The following is a 19,674-nucleotide window of genomic DNA, read 5'->3' on the forward strand; positions in this document are numbered from 1 at the left end:
CTAAAAACCTCAAATATTTTATTCGCTTAAGCGGTTAAGTCAATAACCAATTAAACCTTAATTTTAATTCTCGTTTTTCCAGTTCAATCTGTCTTGTTGACTGTATTGCCATGGTGCTCCATTGTTTTCAATATTCGTCATCATAGCATTCAGTGACATTGGAGCAGCACTTTGTTCCATCACCAAATAACGACGCATATCCATAATAATAGACAACGGACTGATGTTTACCGGACATTCTTCAACACAAGCGTTGCAAGAGGTACAAGCCCACAATTCTTCTGGTGTAATATAATCGTTCAATAATGTTTTATTGTCCGGAACAAAAACCCCTTTATTGGCATCAATATTTTTTCCTACTTCTTGTAAACGATCTCTTGTATCCATCATAATTTTACGAGGAGACAATTTCTTACCTGTTTGATTGGCAGGACAAGATGATGTACAACGTCCGCATTCTGTACAAGTGTAAGCGTTTAACAATTGAACCCAGTTTAAATCCTGAACGTCGCTCGCACCAAATTTACTCGGAGCTGCATTTTCATCAACCGGAGCTGCAGCAAACGGATCAGCATTTGGATCCATCATTAACTTCACTTCTTTTGTAACTGATTCTAAATTATCAAATTGCCCTTCTGGTTTCAAGTTGGCAAAATAGGTATTTGGGAAAGCCAAAAGAATATGCAAATGTTTTGAGAAATATAAATAGTTCATAAAAACCAAAATACCCGCAATATGTAACCACCAAAAAGTTTCGAACAATAGGGCAACCAACTCATTTGACATTCCGTTAAATAGTGGCGCAATAAATTGACTTATTGGAAAACTTCCTGCTCTGTGAAAATGCGAAAATCCTCCTGGAACATTCTGCAAATGCAAATCAGCAGCATCCATGAATAAAAATAAAAACATCAAAACGGTCTCGAAATACAATATGTAATTCGCATCACTTTTAGGAAATCCATTTAAATCCGGATTAATAAAACGTTTTAAACGGATCACATTTCTTCTGATCCAGAAAACGGTAACAGCAAAGATTACCAATATTGCTAATATTTCAAATGAAGCAATTAAAACATCATAAACTACACCCAAATAAGGCGCAAAAACTCTATGAGTTCCAAATAATCCATCAATAATAATTTCAAGTAATTCTATATTTATGATAATAAATCCAACATATACCACAATATGCAATGCACCTGCTACAGGTCGTTTCACCATTTTAGATTGTCCAAGAGCAATCATAGCCATGTTTTTCCAACGTGCTTTTGGATTGTCTTTTCGATCTACATCAACTCCTAAATTTATGTTTCTAATGATTTTCTTTATGCTTGAAGCAAAAAAACCAAAACCAGCTATCAGAAGTATAGCGAATAAAATATTATCTAAATAACTCATTCTAATTATTTTTTGTCAGTTGTATTGGCATCTTCTGTAGGTGCAACATATGGTTTGTTTTTCTTTCCAAAAAGAGAAACATTCACATAACGTGTCGGATATAAGCGAACATCCTGCAATAATAATTCAAGCTCTTTTGAAGTTTTAGCCAGATTATTATACAAAGCATCGTCATTCAGCAATTTACCCGCCGTACCTTTTCCTGAATTCAGGTTTGTCATAATACCATCAAGTTTTGCTAAAGTTTGGTTTAGGTTTCTAACTGTTTTTCCTAAATCAGCTTTATGTAACGAATCTGAGATTTTATTAAAGTTACTCGACATCTTATTGAAGTTCGTAACTGCTCCGTTAATCTGTGCTTTATTGGTATCTAATATAGAATTGATACTTCCTGACGCTTTATGAAATTGCTCCATCGTCTGACTTAATTCGGCCAGCGATTTTTTAAGATCTTCCTGTCCCTTTTTGTCCAGAACATTATTTAATCCGGCAACCAGAGTATTAATATTTTCAAGCATCAGATTTAACTTTTGCTGAATTGGCTCAATTTTACCTCCTAAAGACTCGGTTAAACCTAATTCAACAGCTGGAGCCAGGGTCTGACCATCAACTGCAAGTTCTTTGTCAGCAAGATTTGGTATAATCTTAATCTGTTTTCCACCAATTAAACTTGGCGAATATAAAGATGCCTTACTTGTTTTAGAAATTGGAAAATCAGTTTTCAACTGTAGTTCTACTAATAATTTACCAGTATTGTCGTTGATTGTAATCTTAGTTACCTTACCAATTGCAAGTCCGTTTAAAGTTACGGGTGCAGACTGAGCCAGATCTTCCACATTATCATATTCAACATATAATGTTTTATAATTTGTAAAAAGGTCTTTGCCTTTTAAAAAGCTGTAGCCCCAAATAAATAATAAAATTGACGCGATGACTAAAATAGCCGTTTTAATTTCTCTTGTTAGTTTCAAAATTCTAAGTGTTTGTACAAAATTAATATAAATATTCGAACTTGTGGCTATTATTTAGTCGCGTCCTGAATACTGATTTTCTCTCCATCTTTAGTAGCAACTAAAAATGATGCTCCATATCCTTTACTTTTAGCTTCTTGCAAATATTTTTGTGCTGCTTCGTAATCTGAAGTTTCCTGATAGAAATATTTATAAATATTGTTTTCGTACAGCATTGTTACATTTTTAAGTCCTTTAAAATTTTTAGGCTCCAATGGTGTTTTCTTGATACTTGCTATCAATTGTACTTTAAAAAAAGTGCCTTTTGTTGCATTTTTGTTTGATGCAGGAGCAGCAATAACCGTTTTTGGTTTAGCAGTATCTTTTGCTGGTCTGGCATCCATTATTTCAGGAGCGCCAGAGCCAAAATACTCTCTTTTGTAACTCAAAATGGCTTCGGCAATTGCTTTGGCAATATCATTCTGTCCTTCTTCCGAATTTAAAATATTACCTTCTGTTGGATTAGATACAAAACCGGTTTCAACCAAAACTCTAGGCATATACGCTTTATGAAGTACCATAAAAGGCGCCTGTTTCACTCCACCCTGGCGAAGTTTTTTTCCTAATCTATCAAAATTATCTTCAATTTTACTGGCTAATGCAATACTATTATCTAAATATTCTTCCTGCATTAAAGTCATTCCAATCATTGACTCAGGAGAATTTGGATCGTAACCTTCATATTTACGTTTATAATCTTTCTCTAACGTAATTACCGAGTTCTCTTTTTTCGCAGCTTCAAGATTCGATGCTACTTTACTTAAACCCATTACATAGGTTTCTGTTCCGTCTGCGGCTGTATTCTTGTTCGCATTACAGTGTATAGAAACAAAAATATTTGAGTTTGCTCTGTTAGCAATGTTCGCTCTTTCGACCAAATCGATAAAAACATCACTTTTACGGGTATAAATAACATTAACGTTTGGGCTATCTTCTAATATTTTCCCAACTTTTAACACAATGGCCAATGCAATATTTTTTTCGATTCTTCCGCTATATACGGCACCAAAGTCATGATCACCGTGTCCGGCATCAAGTGTAACCTTAAAAACATTTGCCTGACTATATGCGCAAAATGAAATTATAGTTAGAAAAAAACTAAATATTAGCCTAGTTTTGTTAAATATATTCATAAATCTAAAAGTTAATTTTAATAAAATGCAACTGCTATAATTTTTGCAATTGATTATTTTTGACAAAAAATTATATGTAAGTTTGACATGTCAAAAAACAAGCCATACTTTTACAAAAATAGCATTTAAACCTTTGCATACAAACTTATTTAATATCGTTTTATTATCATTTTTCCTAACACTAGGATGTGGTAAATTATACTCGCAAGAGATAAAATCAAAAAAAAACGCATTACCTGCTGTAAAACAAACAGATAAGCCTGTAAAAACTGTAGTTGATACAATAAAACTGGATACTGTTAAACCTAAAAAGACTTTTCTTGACGGAAAAGTAAAGTACAGGGCCAAAGATTATGCGAAAATCGATCAGAAAAACAAAACAATCACCCTTTATAACGAAGCTGAATTATACTATAAAGATGTTGAGCTAAAGTCAGGTATCATTGTTTTAAATTATGAAAAAGACGAAGTGTATGCCGGAAGAATAAAAGATTCGGCAGGTGTCTTAACACAATTTCCAAATTTTAAGCAAGGTGGAAGTGAAGTTCAGCCAGACTCTATCCGTTTTAATTTCAAAACAAAAAAAGCCTTAATATACAATTCAAGAACAGAACAAGGCGAATTTAAAATTAAGGCTGCAGTTACTAAAAAAGAAAATGATTCTGTTTATTTCCTGAAAGGCGCACGCTTTACCACTTCAGCAGATATCGATAATCCTGAATATTATTTTCAGACCAATAAAGTAAAATTTATTCCGGGAAAAAAAGTAGTAACAGGCCTGACCAACATGGTTATTGCCGATGTACCTACTCCTCTTGCCTTACCTTTTGCTTATTTCCCAATGAGTCAGGAAAAGAGTGTATCAGGAATCATTATACCAAGTTATAACGACTCCAATACGAGAGGATTCTCTCTGCAAAATGGTGGTTATTATTTTGCTTTAAGTGATAATTATGACCTTACCGTTTTAGGAGATTATTATACCAATGGAAGTTACGCCATGCGTTTTGAATCTGCATACGCCAAAAGATATAACTATCGGGGAAATTTAAATGTTCGTTTTGAGAATTTAATCAATAGCGAAAGAGGTTATCCTGATTATTCGAAGCAAAATATTTATAATATTCAGTGGTCACACTCTAAAGACACCAAATCAAACCCCAACTCCAGCTTTTCTGCTTCGGTGAATATGGGTAGTAGTAAATACTTTAAACAATCTATTAATCAGGCAAATGTTGGTTCAAATCTGAACAATACTTTAAGTTCCTCTATTTCTTATAATAAAACTTTTAATACAATACCGGGAGCGCGTATTGCACTTACGGCGACACACTCACAAAATACACAAACAGAAGAAATTCAAATGACATTACCATCTTTACAAGGTAGCATTGATCGCGTTTATCCTTTTGTTGGTAAAGATGGTGTGAAAAAAGGTTTTATCAAAAACATCAACTTACAGTACAATGTGACCGGACAAAATAAATTTGTAACAACCGATTCTTTATTCTTTAAACCTCAAATGTTTAGAGACGCACAAATTGGACTACAACAATCTATTCCAATTAGTACAAATTTTAAGATATTTAAATATTTTAGTGCCGGAGCATCTACAAATTATCAGGAAACCTGGGTTACCAAAACGATAGAAAAAAATTACGATTCAAGTAAAAATGAAGTCGTGACACAAACAGTAAATGGTTTTGATACTTATAGAACTTATAATTTCAGTACTAATTTAGGAACTACAATTTACGGTACTTTTAATTTTGGTGATGATAAAAAGATTCAATCTATTCGTCACGTCATGAGACCCTCTATTACCTATGCCTACACTCCTAGTTTCGAAAAATATTACGATAATTATTATGTCGATGCTTCAGGAAGAGTATCAAACTCATACTCGCGCTTCGACGGAAGTGTTTATGGAGCTCCTAGCAAAGAAAATTCAAACATAGTAGGCCTTGCCTTAAGTAATACTTTTGAAGCTAAAGTGAGAGATCGTGACAGCACAAAAACAGAACCTAAAAAAATAATGCTGTTAAACAACTTAAATTTTAGCACCAGCTATAATTTTAATGCTGACGGTAAAGATATCCTGGCGTGGCAACCTGTGCTTGTAAGTGGAGGAACACAACTTCTTGACAATAAAATGAATGTTAATTTTGGTGCCACTTTAGACCCTTATGCAATTGACAATTCAGGAAAGAGAATGAACGTCTACAATATTGACAATGGAGGTAGTTTATTCAGAATGACAAGTGCTAATTTAACCTTAAACTACTCTTTTTCAAATAAAGGAGTAAAAGAAGAAAATAAACAAAGCGAGCGGAATGGTGGTCGTAAAGATGATTTATTTGGTACCAATACAGACTTAAATGATAGTCGTAACAGTCAGTTTGCAAAAGAAAAAGATGATGGCGAAGATGTTATAACCGAATTTTTTAATTCGAAAATCCCTTGGGATATGACAATGGCTTATTCATTAACTTATTCGAACGTTAATAGAGAAAGCAAAATAACAGGGAATTCTATCATGGTTTCTATCAATATGGATATTACACCTAAATGGAAAGGCGGGGTTTCTACCGGTTACGATTTCGTTCAAAAAGGGGTTACTTTTACACAATTTCGTTTTGAAAGAGATTTATTAAGCTGGAGAATGGCTTTCAACTGGACTCCACTTGGACCTAATTCTAACTGGAACTTCTTTATCGGAATTAAATCCGGAGTTCTTAGTGACATTAAATGGAATAAACGAAGTACTTCAAACCGATAATTCACATTCGATTAAAATAATTATTATGAAAAAAATCATCTTTACCGAAAAAGCTCCTGCTCCAATCGGGCCTTACAATCAGGCTGTATTATCAGGAAATACACTATATGCTTCTGGTCAGATTGCAATAAATCCGGCTTCGGGAGAACTTGTTACTGAGAACATCAATGATGAAACCAAACAAGTAATGGAAAACATTGCAGCCATTCTTGAAGCAGCTAATATGACTTTTGAAAATGTTGTTAAGGCGACTATTTTCATTATGGATATGAATAATTTTGGCGCGATCAATACTATTTACGGATCTTATTTTAACGAAAAAACCGCTCCAGCTCGTGAAACGGTTCAAGTGGCATGTTTGCCAAAAAATGTAAATGTTGAAATTTCTATAATTGCAATTGAATAAATACAATAATCAGAGATATTTAATTCCCTTAATTCGTCTGAAAAGAGACAAAATATATTATTGTTTTTCAAATTCAAAATAAGAGATTTTAGACTCTTTTTATTCTCAACTTTCGACAGATGATTAAACAAAAAGACTTCATTAACGTGAAGTCTTTTTTATTTGTATGCTATTGCCTTTCAAATCTTCTATAACCTCTTTTGATTCTTTTATTTGTTCTTCATATTACTATATCACCTTGCGAGATAATTTAATAATACTGTTTTTGATTTACATTTTCAGTTAAATCATCTTTTCGCAATAGTTCATCCGGATTTATTTCGAAAAGCTGACAGATTTGTGAAATATGATTGGCCCACGAATGAGTTTCACCACTTTCCATTCTAGCATAAGCTGATTGCGACAAATGCAAAAAATCAGCCACTTCCTCTTGTGTCATATTTTTACTTTTTCTTAATTTTTTGAGTTTACCCCCAACAAATACATTCATAAGCAAATAGTTTTACCAACAAAATAATAGAGGACACTTTTATAAATATATACTCACCAAAAAACAATTTATTTTTAATAAAAACATTTTAACAAATAAATTTCAAATTACCCTATAATCGAATAATGCAATTCCTACAATGTACTTAATTTAGAGTTTTTAAATTATAAATCATTAAACTATAATCAATTAAAAAATAGATTTAAAAAACAGATGGAAAATTTTAATAGTATTAGACCTTTCACCAATAATGATTATCGGAATGATATTTATAATTGTAGCAGGTCTTATTGCACAGTTGGGAGATTAACAACTCTTGGGTGTTTTTTATTGGATCCTAACTTTCAGCTTCTTGCTGACCCTTTTTAAGAAACAACGAGGTATCAATAAAAATTATTTTTTCATTTCACGAAAGAGCTTCGAGGAACTAACCGTAAAGAGATTTAAATTCCACACTGACTAATTTTCAGCATAAATTTTATATTAAATACCTCTTACCTCTTCTTCACTAAGGAAGATAAGACAGCTTTTTAATATCCAATAAAAATTTCAGATAGTTATGACCAAATATTACGAACAACCTTAAAACACCAAAAACCATGTTAAAAAAACTAATTGCCTTTGCATTGTTGTCCATTCTTTTTTATTCTTGTCATGAAGAACCAAGTCTACAGAATTCCTCTACTTCTTTAAAAAATTCTAAAAGTGGCACTGTAATTAATGGCAGATTTTATTTCTCATCTAGAGAAGATTTAAAAAAAAACATAGAAGAGCTTAAAAAAGAAAGTCTAGTTAATTTAGAAACTAAATTTGAACAAATTTATGCAGAAGGCTTTATTTCAAATTCACCAATAGTAAACATAGAAAACCAAAAATTGATACTGCAACTTTCTCAAAAAAAAGATAAAAAAACAATGAAATCTAGTTCTTTTGTAGTAGAAGCCCCTGAAGATCCCCAAACCCCTGAGGGACCTGCAGTACCAGTTGATGAAATAAAAGAAAGTATAATAGCTGACCCCTATTTTGCTGCAATTGTCAACCAAAACAATGAAGTTATGGTTGGAGATTCAATCTATAAAATAGTAGAGGATTTAGGAGTGCTTGCCGTACACAAGAGTGACACATTACTTTTGTACAACTATCTTGAAAACATGCCACCTGTGCAAAACCTACTTACCCCATGTGAACTTCGTCTTCAACAAGGTGGTTACACCAGAATAGCTCCAGGCATATCGAGATATATTGTTCCTGCAGATATGGATTGTGGCAACGGAGGGCAATCAAACATTCCTAAAACTCCAGTAGTAGCTGTACAACAATTATCACAAGATCAAATTTTACAAAATCAAATAGACAATTTACCCATATGCGATGGCAATAGAGATACAAGTTGGTTTCAATCACTTTTTGGAACAAACAAATCTTGTATTAATTATTTTGACAGCAGACACAGAATCAAAACTGAATTCTGGAATCAAAGTTGGGGTGTTTATAGCTCAATCGGCGTACAAACCAGAGTTCAGGTAAAAACAGCTGGAATTTGGTGGGCATCTGATGCTGATGAATTATACTTAGGTATTAATAAAGTTTATTTAAAATATAATTATCCTGATCCAAAAATTAATACCAACAATCCTTTTTCTTCAGATCCCTTACCTCCATTATATATGTATAATAACGAATATAAACTTTTGGCAGATGATGGGAACTTTAGACTCGTTAATATATCTCCCGGAACAAACTTGCCCTTCTTTGGCTTCGGCAGCGACAACCCTTTAAACATTTATATTCGCCAACTACCAAAACCAAATTATCAAATAAATAGCGAATCAAATATTAAAGAATTATACAAACTAGGAATTAAGTTTTTAAAAAGTACTTTTAATAGTGGTGCAAAAAATGAATTTATAATAACGTATCAAAAAAATGCTACTGAAATCGAAGTAGTCTATTTTGGAGAAAAATATAAGAAAATCAATGACAATCAAATACAAAGAAAATTCGACAGTCAAATTTTTGAATTTCTAGTCGGAGTTAGTTATGGCAGTTACACAGCTCCTACATTAGATAATCCAACAGGTGCTCCAAAACCTAGCTATTCTTTCAAAATAGAAAAAGGAGGTACTTTTAGAAACTACACCTATCACGAATTAGATATTTATGCGCTAGGTCGTCGAGGAGGCACTTGGAGTGGCACCAGAATGATTACAAACTAACTATATAAAAATGGAAAAAAAAATATTATTTGTATGCATATTCATTTGTTCATTTGGGAATGCTCAAATTAAAAAATGGTATTCTAATGCTGATTTAGAACTAATTATGCATAAGAAGGTAACATATAGCTATAATTACGTCGATACAGACGGTCAAAAGCATTATGTCGGCGACGAAGAACTAAATGTTAAAAATCCTGCATTTGGACTCACTTACTCTTTCAATTATATGCTTTTGAGAAAACTCAGCATAGGAGTTTTGGGAGGATATAAAAGTTACAATGAACCCGATTTTTCAATGCTAGAATTAGGAGGAATCGCAAAATTCTTTTTTGTCGACACTAATAATGTATATATATATGGCTCTCTAGCTAGTGAATTTAGTCTTGACAAAAAACAATTTAAAAGCGGTACCAATGCGCGTATTGGCCTCGGAGTGCCAATCATAAAAAGAGATGAATTTATTATTTCTCTCAACTTGTTTGCTGAACAGCAATTTTTAAGGCTCGATGACGCAAAACCTATATTTAATTATTACCAAGAAAAGCCATCTGATATTATTTACAAATCTTATGGCTTGAGTGCAGGTATTAAATTTTAATTATTTGCAATTCACAAAATTGAGTAAAGTAAAAGAGGATAAATTTACAAATTGTAAAATATCCTATTTTACTATTAAATCATTTTAACGAAAAAACCGCTCCAGCTCGTGAAACGGTTCAATTGGCATGTCTGCCAAAAAATGTAAATGTTGAAATTTCTATAATTGCTGTGCAATAGCATCTAATAATAATTGTGCCGTTGCTTCATTGGTTGCCAGCGGCACATTATGTACATCGCAAACGCGAATTAACATATTAATATCTGCCTCATGCGGATGGCTTGATAAAGGATCTTTAAAAAAGAATACCATTTGAGTTATTCCTTCCGCCACTCTTCCAGCAATTTGCGCATCACCACCTAAGGGTCCTGAAAGCATTCTTTGAGTTTTAAAACCCGCCGCTTCCGCTTTTCCGCCGGTAGTTCCTGTACCAATCAATTTTATTTTTTCATGATGCAAAATATCTGCATTTTTAATTAAAAAATTAATTAAGTCCGCTTTTTTACCATCGTGAGCAATAATTGCAATCTCCATAAAACCAGAACTATTGATTAGCAACATGGTACGCAATTAATCCGTCAATTGGTCTTCTTAAAACATTCCCCAATTGAAGTTCATATTTATCAAATGTCTCTTGTAATTCGTCTTTTAAATAAAAAGCGATAGAACCTACGAAATGCACAGGAACTTCTTTACAATTATCATATTGTTTAATGTAGTTTTTAACGAAAGATTTCATCCCTTTGAAAATGATTTTTCTGCAGAAATCAGTGTCTTTATGTTTAATTAAGAACTTAGCAAAAGTCGCTAAATAAGCGTTTGGATTTGGTTCTTTATAGAGTTTATTTTTAATAAAATCAGGATCGAGATCATATTCCTTTTCAAATTCAACTGCCAGTTCTTTAGGCATTTTATTAAAGTAATACTTTCTGATTAATTCTTTTCCAAAAACATTTCCACTACAATCATCCATAGCAATATAACCCAATGATTGTACTTTTTGATGCAATACTTTTCCATCAAAAAAACTGCAGTTAGAACCTGTTCCAAGAATACTAACGATTGCAGCTTCTCCTTTTGGAGTTGTTGCATAAACCGCTGCATAAGTATCTTCGTGAACCTCCACAATTGCATTAGAAAAATATTCCTGAAAGATTTGAGACAAAGCCAGCTTCATTCTGTCAGTTCCACAACCAGCTCCGTAAAAGAACAAATGTGAAGCATTTTTTTTATTTTGCAAAATATCAAAACGATCATTTAGTCTTTCAATAATTTCCGGACCGTCAAGAATTTCAGGGTTTAATCCCAAAGTTTGTGTCGTGAATAATACTTTTCCGTTATCATCAATTGCAATCCAATCGGCTTTCGTAGATCCACTATCAACTATTAATTTCATTTTTTTTTGTTTTTGGATTTAGTTTTTCTTCAATAAATAAAAAGTGTATTTTTTACATTAATTAAAGACATAACAAAATAAGAAAATCCCGTTACTATGAAATAACGGGATTTTGCAAAATTATATATTATTATTTTAAACCTGCAATATGTACAGATAAATCAATCAATTTACTAGAGTATCCGTACTCATTATCATACCAAGATACTAATTTGAAGAAAGTTGAATTTAATCCAATTCCTGCAGTAGCATCAATGATAGAAGTTCTTTTATCAGAAATGAAATCCTGAGAAACAACTGCATCTTCTGTATATCCTAAAATACCTTTCATTGTAGTTTCAGAAGCATTTTTCAAAACAGCCATAATTTCTTCATAAGAAGTTTCTTTAGCTACTTTTACAGTTAAATCTACTGTAGAAACGTCAGCAGTAGGAACACGGAAAGCCATACCTGTTAATTTTCCATTCAATTCAGGGATTACTTTTCCAACTGCTTTTGCAGCACCTGTAGATGACGGGATGATGTTTATGCTTGCAGCACGTCCACCTCTCCAGTCTTTTCTAGAAGGACCATCAGCTGTCATTTGAGTTGAAGTTGTAGCGTGAACTGTTGTCATTAAAGCTTCTACAATTCCAAAGTTATCGTGAATTACTTTAGCTAAAGGAGCTAAACAGTTTGTAGTACAAGAAGCATTAGAAACTACTAAATCAGTCGCTTTTGCTGTCTCGTGGTTTACTCCCATTACAAACATTGGAGCATCTGCAGAAGGAGCAGAAATAATTACTTTTTTAGCACCACCTTTAATGTGCTCATTTGCAGTTTCGATAGTGGTAAAAATACCAGTACATTCAGCAACTACATCAACATCAACTTCATTCCATTTTAAGTCAGCTGGATTTCTTTCAGCAGTAATACGGATATTTCTTCCGTTTACATAAAGTTTTCCTTCTTTTACTTCTACAGTTCCGTTGAAACGACCGTGAACTGAATCATATTTTAGTAAGTAAGCTAAGTGATCAACATCTAACAAATCGTTGATTGCAACTACTTCTACATTATCTCTATTGAAAGTTTCTCTAAAAACGATTCTTCCGATACGTCCAAATCCGTTTATTCCTAATTTTACTTTTGACATTTTACTAAATTTTTTGCTTTTGTTTTTGTTACACTAATTTAAAGTCTAATTTCCTCACAATAAACTTCTTTCCTTTTTAAACTTTTTTATTTATTTTTATGTCGACATGATGTCAGACACTCTTAATAATTCTCTATCAATTTCAGATTTACCTTTAATTGCCTGTTCTAATGGAGTTAAAGCTACTTTATCCTCACGAAGTCCAACCATATAATTTGATTTTCCTTCGATTAAGGATTCGACTGCTTTTACACCTAAACGGCTTGCCAGCACACGGTCAAAACAAGATGGTGACCCACCACGTTGCATATGTCCTAATACAGAAACTCTTACGTCATACTCAGGCAAATTAGCTTCAACATAATCTTTTAATTCGAATACGTTTTTACCAATTTTATCACCTTCAGCAATGACCACTATACTTGATGATTTTCCTGAAGCTTTACTTTTTTGAAGAGAATCTAGTAATCTGTCTAAACCTAAATCTTCTTCAGGAATAAGGATTTCTTCGGCACCAGCTCCAATACCAGCATTAAGAGCAATATGCCCAGCATCTCTACCCATAACCTCTACAAAAAACAGACGATTATGTGAACTTGCAGTATCTCTAATTTTATCGATACAATCTACTACGGTATTTAAGGCAGTATCATAACCTAAAGTATGAGTCGTACCAAAAATATCATTATCAATTGTACCCGGAATTCCCATTACAGGAAAACCATACTCTGAATTAAAAATCAAACCTCCGGTAAAACTTCCGTCTCCTCCAATAACAACTAAAGCATCAACTCCAGCTTTTACAAGATTTTCGTGCGCTTTTTTTCTACCTTCAGGAGTTCTAAACTCAAGAGAACGAGCCGATTTTAAGATCGTTCCGCCTTTGTTTACAATATTGTTTACACTTCGAGGGCCCATTTCTTTGAAATCTCCTTCGATCATTCCTTGATACCCTCTATAAATTCCTATGCATTCTATATTATGATAAGCACATGTTCGAACAACTGATCGTATTGCGGCATTCATTCCAGGTGAATCTCCTCCTGATGTCAGAACACCAACTTTTTTTATTGTTTTTGGCATTATTTAAGTATTAAAGTGTAAAATTAGCAAACATTCACCACTTTTCAGGTTATGATTGTAATAAATTAATAAAATGTGTTAAATTCAAACGTTTTCGTTAATAAGTTTTTTGATATAAAAAAATTCATTTAAAATAATAAAAGACCCCTATTTTAATTAAATCCTTAAAATTAACAATACATAAATGAAGTGTTATAAAATTGTGTGTTTCAATATTTAGCAAAAAAATTGGAACGTCTAAAATTAGCATAAAAAAACCATTCGTTGCTGCGAATGGTTTTTTATTGTCCTTTTTTAACAAAATCTTAAAAATCGTCATTATCCGGAATTAGTCCCTGATTGTTATTTTGAGACGGTGGTGGCTTCTCTTCCTCTTTTTTATCTGTTTTCTTTTTGTTTTTATCAGCGTCTTTTTTAGTAGAGAAATTAATATAATCGGGATTCAAATTAGAATCCTGCAGATCATCTGAAGAACCTTTTAATGTTCTTTCGAGCTTATGGCTTTTAAACAGTTTATTTACCAATTCGCTAAAAGTATCAAAATCGACTTCATATGAAATACCGACACCTTGCGTGTAACCAATTCCTTGTCCTATATAATTAATATCATTTTCTTTATTGAACAAACGAAGGTTCATAGATCCATCTTCATTTACCCTGTATAGTATTTCAATATCTCCTACAATTGCCGATTCGTTTACTCCTCCAACCGGAACACCGACTTTTCCGTTAATTGAAATTTTCTCATTAATCTGAGATGATATATTGGCCACAAACTGGCCATCTGCTTCCTGACCAATTCGTTTATCTGCAGATATAAAATTCAGGTCAATATTAAACTTATCATTGTCAGACTTTATAATTCCACCTAATAAACTTGCAGCCGTTTCTGCAAATGTTCCTGACAAATCGCTTTGATTAAATCCATCCGGACTCATAAACGAACCTGTTGACAGCAAATACAAAGCCTGAGTCTGGCGAACATCCTTATCATCTAACTTGTATTGTATCTCTGATTTCAAAACACTACTTACAGACGGAAACTGAATATCAAAATTAGGTTCAGGACTCGCTAAATCACCTCTCAGACCAATAACAACTTCTACAGGTACTTTTTTATTGAAAGAAGAATTCTCCAAAAGCACCGCAGGATTTGCTGATGTTCTGTAAACAGCCTCTAAATTCAATTGGGCTTTCATTGGGTTTCCTTCCCAAATAATCGACCCTCCTTTTTTAACCGCAAACTTTTTATCAATTAAACCTCCGTATTTAAAATTATAAGTTCCTTCATATGCCTGGAAATCTCCCCACATATTAAATTTACCAAGTGTATTAATTTTGAACAATAATGATCCGTATCCTTTTCCTTTCATTCCATGACCGGAATTTCGATCCAGAATAACTTCCACTTCAGCATCTGGTGTAATATCAAAATCAAACTCTAATTCCAGGCCGCCATAGTTTTTGGTTTTCTCAACAATACCATTCGCTAAGTTGTACTTTTCTTTTGGAGTTACAAAATGTATCCAACTGCTCTCCCCTACACTTTGAACATTATTGATCGGAATTTTGACCTCTGTACCCTTCTCTGATTTGGCAGCAACTTTTATAAATAAACTTTCCGTTGGTCCTTTTATACTTGCAGTTCCATTAATAAATGCCGTTCCAAAATAAGCCGCATCATCACTATCTTTAGTATCAAGTGCTAGCAATCGTTTTGAAGTAATGGTTAAATCTAATTTCCAATCGGCAAAATTATGGTGTTCTATAGTTCCGTTTAATAATCCTTTCGTACCGTATTTTGTATCTGTCAATTGATTATTTCTAAACAAAAACTTTTCATCGGTAAGATCAATTACAGTTCTGTCACTTAATTCATAATCTGTATTAAGATAAGGAATAGTCATTCCTGCTTTTTCAACATACAATCTTCCGTTGATTTCTGGTTTCTTAATATTTCCAACCACAGCTGCATTTCCAGAAACAGATCCACGAACATTCGATAAAACATCCTTACCAACCTTTCCTAGAGTTGCTAAATTAAATCCTTCTAATTTAAGCTTTAAATCCAGTATTGTTTCTTTATTTTCAATTGCGAAATTTCCGCTGGCATTAAACGATTCTGTAAAACCATTGTGTATCGACGAGTTTATAGTGAATTTTCTCAGATTCTCATCGCCGGAAATATCAAAATCTAAAGTTCCTAATTCTGTATTATTTAAATTAAGATGATCAATAACGATGGAAGCCGTGGGTTGATAAACATCTTTATTTTGTTTAAAATTGACATTTCCGTTTAAATTTCCATTAAAAACAAATTTTGAATTTAAAGGTGTAATTTTATTAATATCGACATCTTCAAAATTCAGAACTAGATCTTTATAATCTTTACCTTTTAAAACGCCATTTAAATCTATTTTTTGATCTTCATGCGAGAGGACTATGTTATCAATAGTAAAGTTTTTAAAATTTTTATCAAAAAGAATCTGATTATCTGATCCATCCTGTTCATTTAAATACCATAAATAGTCTTTAAATTTCATTTCAGATTTTTTAATTCCAACTACATTGTTTTTATTTTTATCTATAGTATGAAACAAGTCAAGATTAAAATAATCTTCGCCTTTTTCGCCACCTTTAAATTCCGAACGAACAAACAAAGTATCTTTTGAAGTTACATTTATCAGATTAAAATCACGTATTTTATAATAAGGCGTCTTAATACTATCCAACTCTATAAACGCATTATAAAGTGGATTTTTATTATCGATATTAACCCTGATATTATCAAATGTATTTTTTGCGGCCGTAATTTTTTGTGATTTAAATCTAAACTTAAATTCATTTAAATCGGCGTCAATCTTACCTCGTACAACTGTTGAGGAATCAACATTAATTTCAGGATACAACATTTCGACAACTTTGTCATAAACGTGAAAATTGAAACGTAAAAACTGACCTTTTTTAACTTTATATGGTTTGTAATTTGTATAAAGACTTCCAACGGAATTCATTACTAATTTATCTAATTGGGCAAATTGAAATTTTCCAACAATTTTACCATCAACAATATCAGTTGAGTTAATAGTTATTGTTCGTAATCTGTCTGCATCAAAACTTGAATTGATTGTTAATTCATCAAACTCGTAAGTTGCTTTTGGATTTTGATAAATAGCATCTTTTATATAAATATTACCCTGAAGATTTTCAATTGAATTCCCGGAAACCTGAACAACTGCATCTCCGCTAAAATGGGAAACAGTATCATTTATAAATTTAAGTTTACGCAAATCGGCATTCTCGACATTAATATGAAAATCATATCTGCTTTCACGTTTACTTAAATCTACCAAACCATCAAATGTTAACGACAGATTAGGATCATTTATAGAAATTTGACCTTTATAATATGGCAATTTAAAATTACCATTTACTACAATGTTATTATAAGTGTATTTATTGTAATCTAACTTGGTAATATCACCTTTTATAATGGTATTAAGGTATTTCTCCGTAAAACCTACACCATCAACATCTAAATTTAAGGTTGTTCTTCCAATATCTTTTCGATTTAATAAAGCACCAACATCAAAATTCTCCAGAACAATATTTCCTGAATAAGATGCCTTATCGATAAAATCCATGTTATTTAAATGAAGATCAACTTTACCACCACCGATATCCGTAACCATTTTAAAGTTGGCTTCTAATGCAACTGTTGAAACCTTTGCCTTTCCTACAATAGTAAATTTACCTATTCTTTTTAGCTCTTTAGGGAGTTTTTTACCCAAAACAACAGGAAGCAAAGCCACCATATTATCATAACTTGAAACCAATTTGTCAAACTTACCATCCATGGAAAACTTTTGTTCTTTAGAACCTAAAAGATTCTTAAAGTTGATTGTACCAATAATCCTCGAACCATTAGTATCTGTAAGTCTCAAGCCTTTTAAATTAAGATTATTAAGAGGTCCGTTTAATTTTGTCTTAAGTTTAAAATGTTGGTTTTTACCTAATCCATCATAAAAATAACGAATATCATTCGTTGCAATTGAAGACGAATCAATTCTAACATTAAACTTTACTTTATCCGTAAAATTTAAAAAATCTTCTACTTTATAATTCAAGATTGCCTCACCATAAATAGATGATCTTTTGGTTTTTATAGCTAAATTTTCAACTTTTATTTGCTTTTTGGTATAACTAAATTTTCCGGCAAAATTTGAAACGTAAAGGCCGCGATGATCCAAAAATGAAAAACGATGAATAGTAGTATTGACATCAGGACCATATAATTTAAAATCACTGATGTAAGCATTAAGTTTTGTGAACGACAAAAATTTGGGCGTCTTTTTATTTTCGTCAACTACAGAAAAAATTCCTTTTGAGATATAAGCATTTTTAGCCGTCAGCAAAAAATGCTTATTTGTTTTTGATGGCTTATCAGAATCAAAAAGTTTTATAAACTTATTAATATTGTTTTCATTTTCATTTTTATACGTTTTCAGATTAAAAATCAAACCTGTTAAACGCAAATCACCAAAAATCAAATCACCGTCTAATAATCTTTTGATGCTTAAAATATCTGTCGAAATAATATCTGAGTAGATTAAAACTTTCTTATGATGGTCATAAATCAAAACTTTCTTAAGTTTTACGCCGCCAAAAATATTTATTGCAACTTTGTCAACATGAATATCTGTTTTAAAATCTTCGTTCAGGGAATTGGTTACATATTGCGCAATTTTAGTCTGGACTACAGGTAAAGACAGCGTTATAGCAAGTGCTAACAAAAGTAAGATTAACCCAATTAGGGTTCGTGATATTATTTTCTTTACTTTTTTGATAGCTTTTTAATTTTAGTTTTCTTTTAAATTTACTTTGAACAGACAAAGAACGACTGTTTTTGATAAAAATTCTTTAATTTTGGCTTCTCCTTATAATCAAAGAAAATTAAAAATTTGATTTGTCAAATATAATCCAAAATTCGTGCCTTTATATGCAAAATTCAGAGGTTTTTATTCTTGCCATCGAAAGTTCCTGCGATGATACTGCTGCTGCAGTTTTACATAACGATAAAGTACTCTCAAATGTTGTGGCCAACCAGCTTATTCACAACCAGTATGGTGGTGTCGTACCGGAGTTAGCATCGAGAGCTCATCAGCAAAACATTGTTCCTGTAATTGATGCTGCACTTCGTAAAGCAAATGTACAAAAAGAACAATTAACAGCCATTGCATTTACACAAGGTCCTGGTTTAATGGGATCATTATTAGTAGGAAGTTCTTTTAGTAAATCACTATCATTAGCCTTACAAATTCCGTTAATTGCTGTAAATCACATGCATGCGCATATTTTAGCACATTTTATTGATGAAGAAGGATTTGATAAACCTGAATTTCCATTTTTAGCACTGACGATTAGCGGGGGTCACACGCAGATTGTAAAGGTAAACGGCTTTTTTGATATGGAAATTATCGGCGAAACCACTGATGATGCCGTTGGAGAAGCTTTTGACAAGAGTGCCAAAATTCTTGGACTTCCTTACCCTGGCGGCCCATTAATTGATAAGTATGCAAAAGAAGGAAATCCGAAGGCTTTTGCTTTTACTAAACCAAAAGTGCCCGGATTAGATTTTAGTTTCTCGGGATTAAAAACAGCAATTTTATATTTTATTCAGAAGAAAAAATTAGAAACCCCAAATTTCATTGAAGAAAACCTGAATGACATTTGTGCGTCTATTCAATATACGATTATCGAAATTTTGATGGATAAATTGAAATTAGCGGTAAAGGAAACCGGAATAAATCAAATTGCAATTGGCGGAGGTGTTTCGGCAAACTCTGGCATCAGAACACGACTAAAAGAAAGTGAAGGCAAATACGGATGGAAAACTTTTGTTCCGAAATTTGAATACACCACAGATAATGCTGCAATGATTGGAATTGTAGGTTATCAAAAATATTTATCAAGTCGTTTTGAAACTTCAGCTGTCGTTTCAAAAGCGCGAATTCAATTTTAAAT

Annotated in this window: 14 protein-coding genes and 1 pseudogene; 6 read left to right on the top strand and 9 right to left on the bottom strand. The window is 32.4% G+C overall.

Annotated elements, in window-relative coordinates:
* Positions 1-63: 63 nt before the first annotated feature.
* Genes B0A65_RS06585 through B0A65_RS06595 form a run of 3 tightly spaced genes read right to left on the bottom strand, consistent with a single transcriptional unit; the run spans position 64 to position 3,544 of the window.
* Positions 64-1,401: a (Fe-S)-binding protein gene (locus B0A65_RS06585; RefSeq protein ID WP_074658453.1), complete on the bottom strand. Its 1,338-nt coding sequence runs from the start codon at positions 1,399-1,401 to the stop codon at positions 64-66.
* 5 nt (positions 1,402-1,406) lie between these two features.
* The gene (locus tag B0A65_RS06590) at positions 1,407-2,372 is read right to left on the bottom strand and encodes an MlaD family protein (RefSeq protein ID WP_074658455.1); all 966 of its coding nucleotides are present in this window, start codon (positions 2,370-2,372) and stop codon (positions 1,407-1,409) included.
* 50 nt (positions 2,373-2,422) lie between these two features.
* Positions 2,423-3,544 (bottom strand): N-acetylmuramoyl-L-alanine amidase family protein, encoded by a 1,122-nt coding sequence (locus B0A65_RS06595; protein WP_074659216.1) that lies wholly within the window; start codon positions 3,542-3,544, stop codon positions 2,423-2,425.
* An 82-nt stretch (positions 3,545-3,626) separates the two neighbouring features.
* Here B0A65_RS06595 and B0A65_RS06600 point away from each other — a divergent pair, with 82 nt between their 5' ends.
* Positions 3,627-6,323: a putative LPS assembly protein LptD gene (locus tag B0A65_RS06600; RefSeq protein ID WP_074659217.1), complete on the top strand. Its 2,697-nt coding sequence runs from the start codon at positions 3,627-3,629 to the stop codon at positions 6,321-6,323.
* Positions 6,324-6,348: 25 nt separating this feature from the next.
* Positions 6,349-6,729, top strand: a complete 381-nt coding sequence (locus tag B0A65_RS06605) for a RidA family protein (RefSeq protein ID WP_074659218.1) — start codon at positions 6,349-6,351, stop codon at positions 6,727-6,729.
* 250 nt (positions 6,730-6,979) lie between these two features.
* Here the strand turns inward: B0A65_RS06605 and B0A65_RS06610 are convergent, their stop codons facing one another.
* A complete protein-coding gene (locus B0A65_RS06610) occupies positions 6,980-7,219 on the bottom strand; it encodes a helix-turn-helix domain-containing protein (RefSeq protein ID WP_074658457.1) in 240 nt (79 codons plus the stop codon).
* 599 nt (positions 7,220-7,818) lie between these two features.
* On the opposite strand from B0A65_RS06610, the gene B0A65_RS06615 reads away from it, so the two are divergent.
* The 3 genes and pseudogenes from B0A65_RS06615 to B0A65_RS23490 all read left to right on the top strand — a co-directional run.
* Positions 7,819-9,435, top strand: coding sequence for a hypothetical protein (locus B0A65_RS06615; RefSeq protein ID WP_074658460.1), 1,617 nt, complete (start codon positions 7,819-7,821; stop codon positions 9,433-9,435).
* Positions 9,436-9,445: 10 nt separating this feature from the next.
* Positions 9,446-10,036 carry a hypothetical protein gene (locus B0A65_RS06620; protein ID WP_074658462.1) on the top strand — a complete coding sequence of 197 codons (591 nt, stop codon included), beginning with the start codon at positions 9,446-9,448 and terminating at the stop codon, positions 10,034-10,036.
* Between the two features lie 77 nt (positions 10,037-10,113).
* Positions 10,114-10,215 (top strand): annotated as a pseudogene (locus B0A65_RS23490) (Rid family hydrolase); the annotation flags it as partial.
* Here B0A65_RS23490 and B0A65_RS06630 read toward each other — a convergent pair.
* The 5 genes from B0A65_RS06630 to B0A65_RS06655 all read right to left on the bottom strand — a co-directional run bounded on the left by B0A65_RS06630 (position 10,196) and on the right by B0A65_RS06655 (position 18,443).
* Entirely contained in the window at positions 10,196-10,570 is a 375-nt protein-coding gene (locus B0A65_RS06630; RefSeq protein ID WP_074659219.1) for a methylglyoxal synthase, read from the bottom strand. The pseudogene B0A65_RS23490 and the gene B0A65_RS06630 overlap by 20 nt on opposite strands.
* Before the next feature lie 10 nt (positions 10,571-10,580).
* Positions 10,581-11,432: an N-acetylglucosamine kinase gene (locus B0A65_RS06635; RefSeq protein ID WP_074658464.1), complete on the bottom strand. Its 852-nt coding sequence runs from the start codon at positions 11,430-11,432 to the stop codon at positions 10,581-10,583.
* Between the two features lie 130 nt (positions 11,433-11,562).
* Positions 11,563-12,567 carry a type I glyceraldehyde-3-phosphate dehydrogenase gene (gene gap / locus B0A65_RS06640; protein ID WP_026984486.1) on the bottom strand — a complete coding sequence of 335 codons (1,005 nt, stop codon included), beginning with the start codon at positions 12,565-12,567 and terminating at the stop codon, positions 11,563-11,565.
* A gap of 96 nt (positions 12,568-12,663) precedes the next feature.
* Positions 12,664-13,650 carry a 6-phosphofructokinase gene (gene pfkA / locus B0A65_RS06645; protein WP_074658467.1) on the bottom strand — a complete coding sequence of 329 codons (987 nt, stop codon included), beginning with the start codon at positions 13,648-13,650 and terminating at the stop codon, positions 12,664-12,666.
* 305 nt (positions 13,651-13,955) lie between these two features.
* Positions 13,956-18,443 carry a translocation/assembly module TamB domain-containing protein gene (locus tag B0A65_RS06655; protein ID WP_242670248.1) on the bottom strand — a complete coding sequence of 1,496 codons (4,488 nt, stop codon included), beginning with the start codon at positions 18,441-18,443 and terminating at the stop codon, positions 13,956-13,958.
* A gap of 206 nt (positions 18,444-18,649) precedes the next feature.
* Here B0A65_RS06655 and tsaD point away from each other — a divergent pair, with 206 nt between their 5' ends.
* Positions 18,650-19,672 carry a tRNA (adenosine(37)-N6)-threonylcarbamoyltransferase complex transferase subunit TsaD gene (tsaD, locus tag B0A65_RS06660; protein WP_074658471.1) on the top strand — a complete coding sequence of 341 codons (1,023 nt, stop codon included), beginning with the start codon at positions 18,650-18,652 and terminating at the stop codon, positions 19,670-19,672.
* The last annotated feature ends 2 nt before the right edge of the window (positions 19,673-19,674 follow it).

Source organism: Flavobacterium frigidimaris (genome assembly GCF_002217275.1).
Classification (GTDB): domain Bacteria; phylum Bacteroidota; class Bacteroidia; order Flavobacteriales; family Flavobacteriaceae; genus Flavobacterium; species Flavobacterium aquidurense.

Bases quoted from the DNA above. Each gene is read 5' to 3' on its own strand.
- B0A65_RS06585 (WP_074658453.1), bottom strand. From the start codon at position 1,401: ATGAGTTATTTAGATAATATTTTATTCGCTATACTTCTGATAGCTGGT.
- B0A65_RS06595 (WP_074659216.1), bottom strand. From the start codon at position 3,544: ATGAATATATTTAACAAAACTAGGCTAATATTTAGTTTTTTTCTAACT.
- B0A65_RS06605 (WP_074659218.1), top strand. From the start codon at position 6,349: ATGAAAAAAATCATCTTTACCGAAAAAGCTCCTGCTCCAATCGGGCCT.
- B0A65_RS06610 (WP_074658457.1), bottom strand. From the start codon at position 7,219: ATGAATGTATTTGTTGGGGGTAAACTCAAAAAATTAAGAAAAAGTAAA.
- B0A65_RS06615 (WP_074658460.1), top strand. From the start codon at position 7,819: ATGTTAAAAAAACTAATTGCCTTTGCATTGTTGTCCATTCTTTTTTAT.
- B0A65_RS06620 (WP_074658462.1), top strand. From the start codon at position 9,446: ATGGAAAAAAAAATATTATTTGTATGCATATTCATTTGTTCATTTGGG.
- B0A65_RS06630 (WP_074659219.1), bottom strand. From the start codon at position 10,570: ATGGAGATTGCAATTATTGCTCACGATGGTAAAAAAGCGGACTTAATT.
- B0A65_RS06635 (WP_074658464.1), bottom strand. From the start codon at position 11,432: ATGAAATTAATAGTTGATAGTGGATCTACGAAAGCCGATTGGATTGCA.
- gap (WP_026984486.1), bottom strand. From the start codon at position 12,567: ATGTCAAAAGTAAAATTAGGAATAAACGGATTTGGACGTATCGGAAGA.
- pfkA (WP_074658467.1), bottom strand. From the start codon at position 13,650: ATGCCAAAAACAATAAAAAAAGTTGGTGTTCTGACATCAGGAGGAGAT.
- tsaD (WP_074658471.1), top strand. From the start codon at position 18,650: ATGCAAAATTCAGAGGTTTTTATTCTTGCCATCGAAAGTTCCTGCGAT.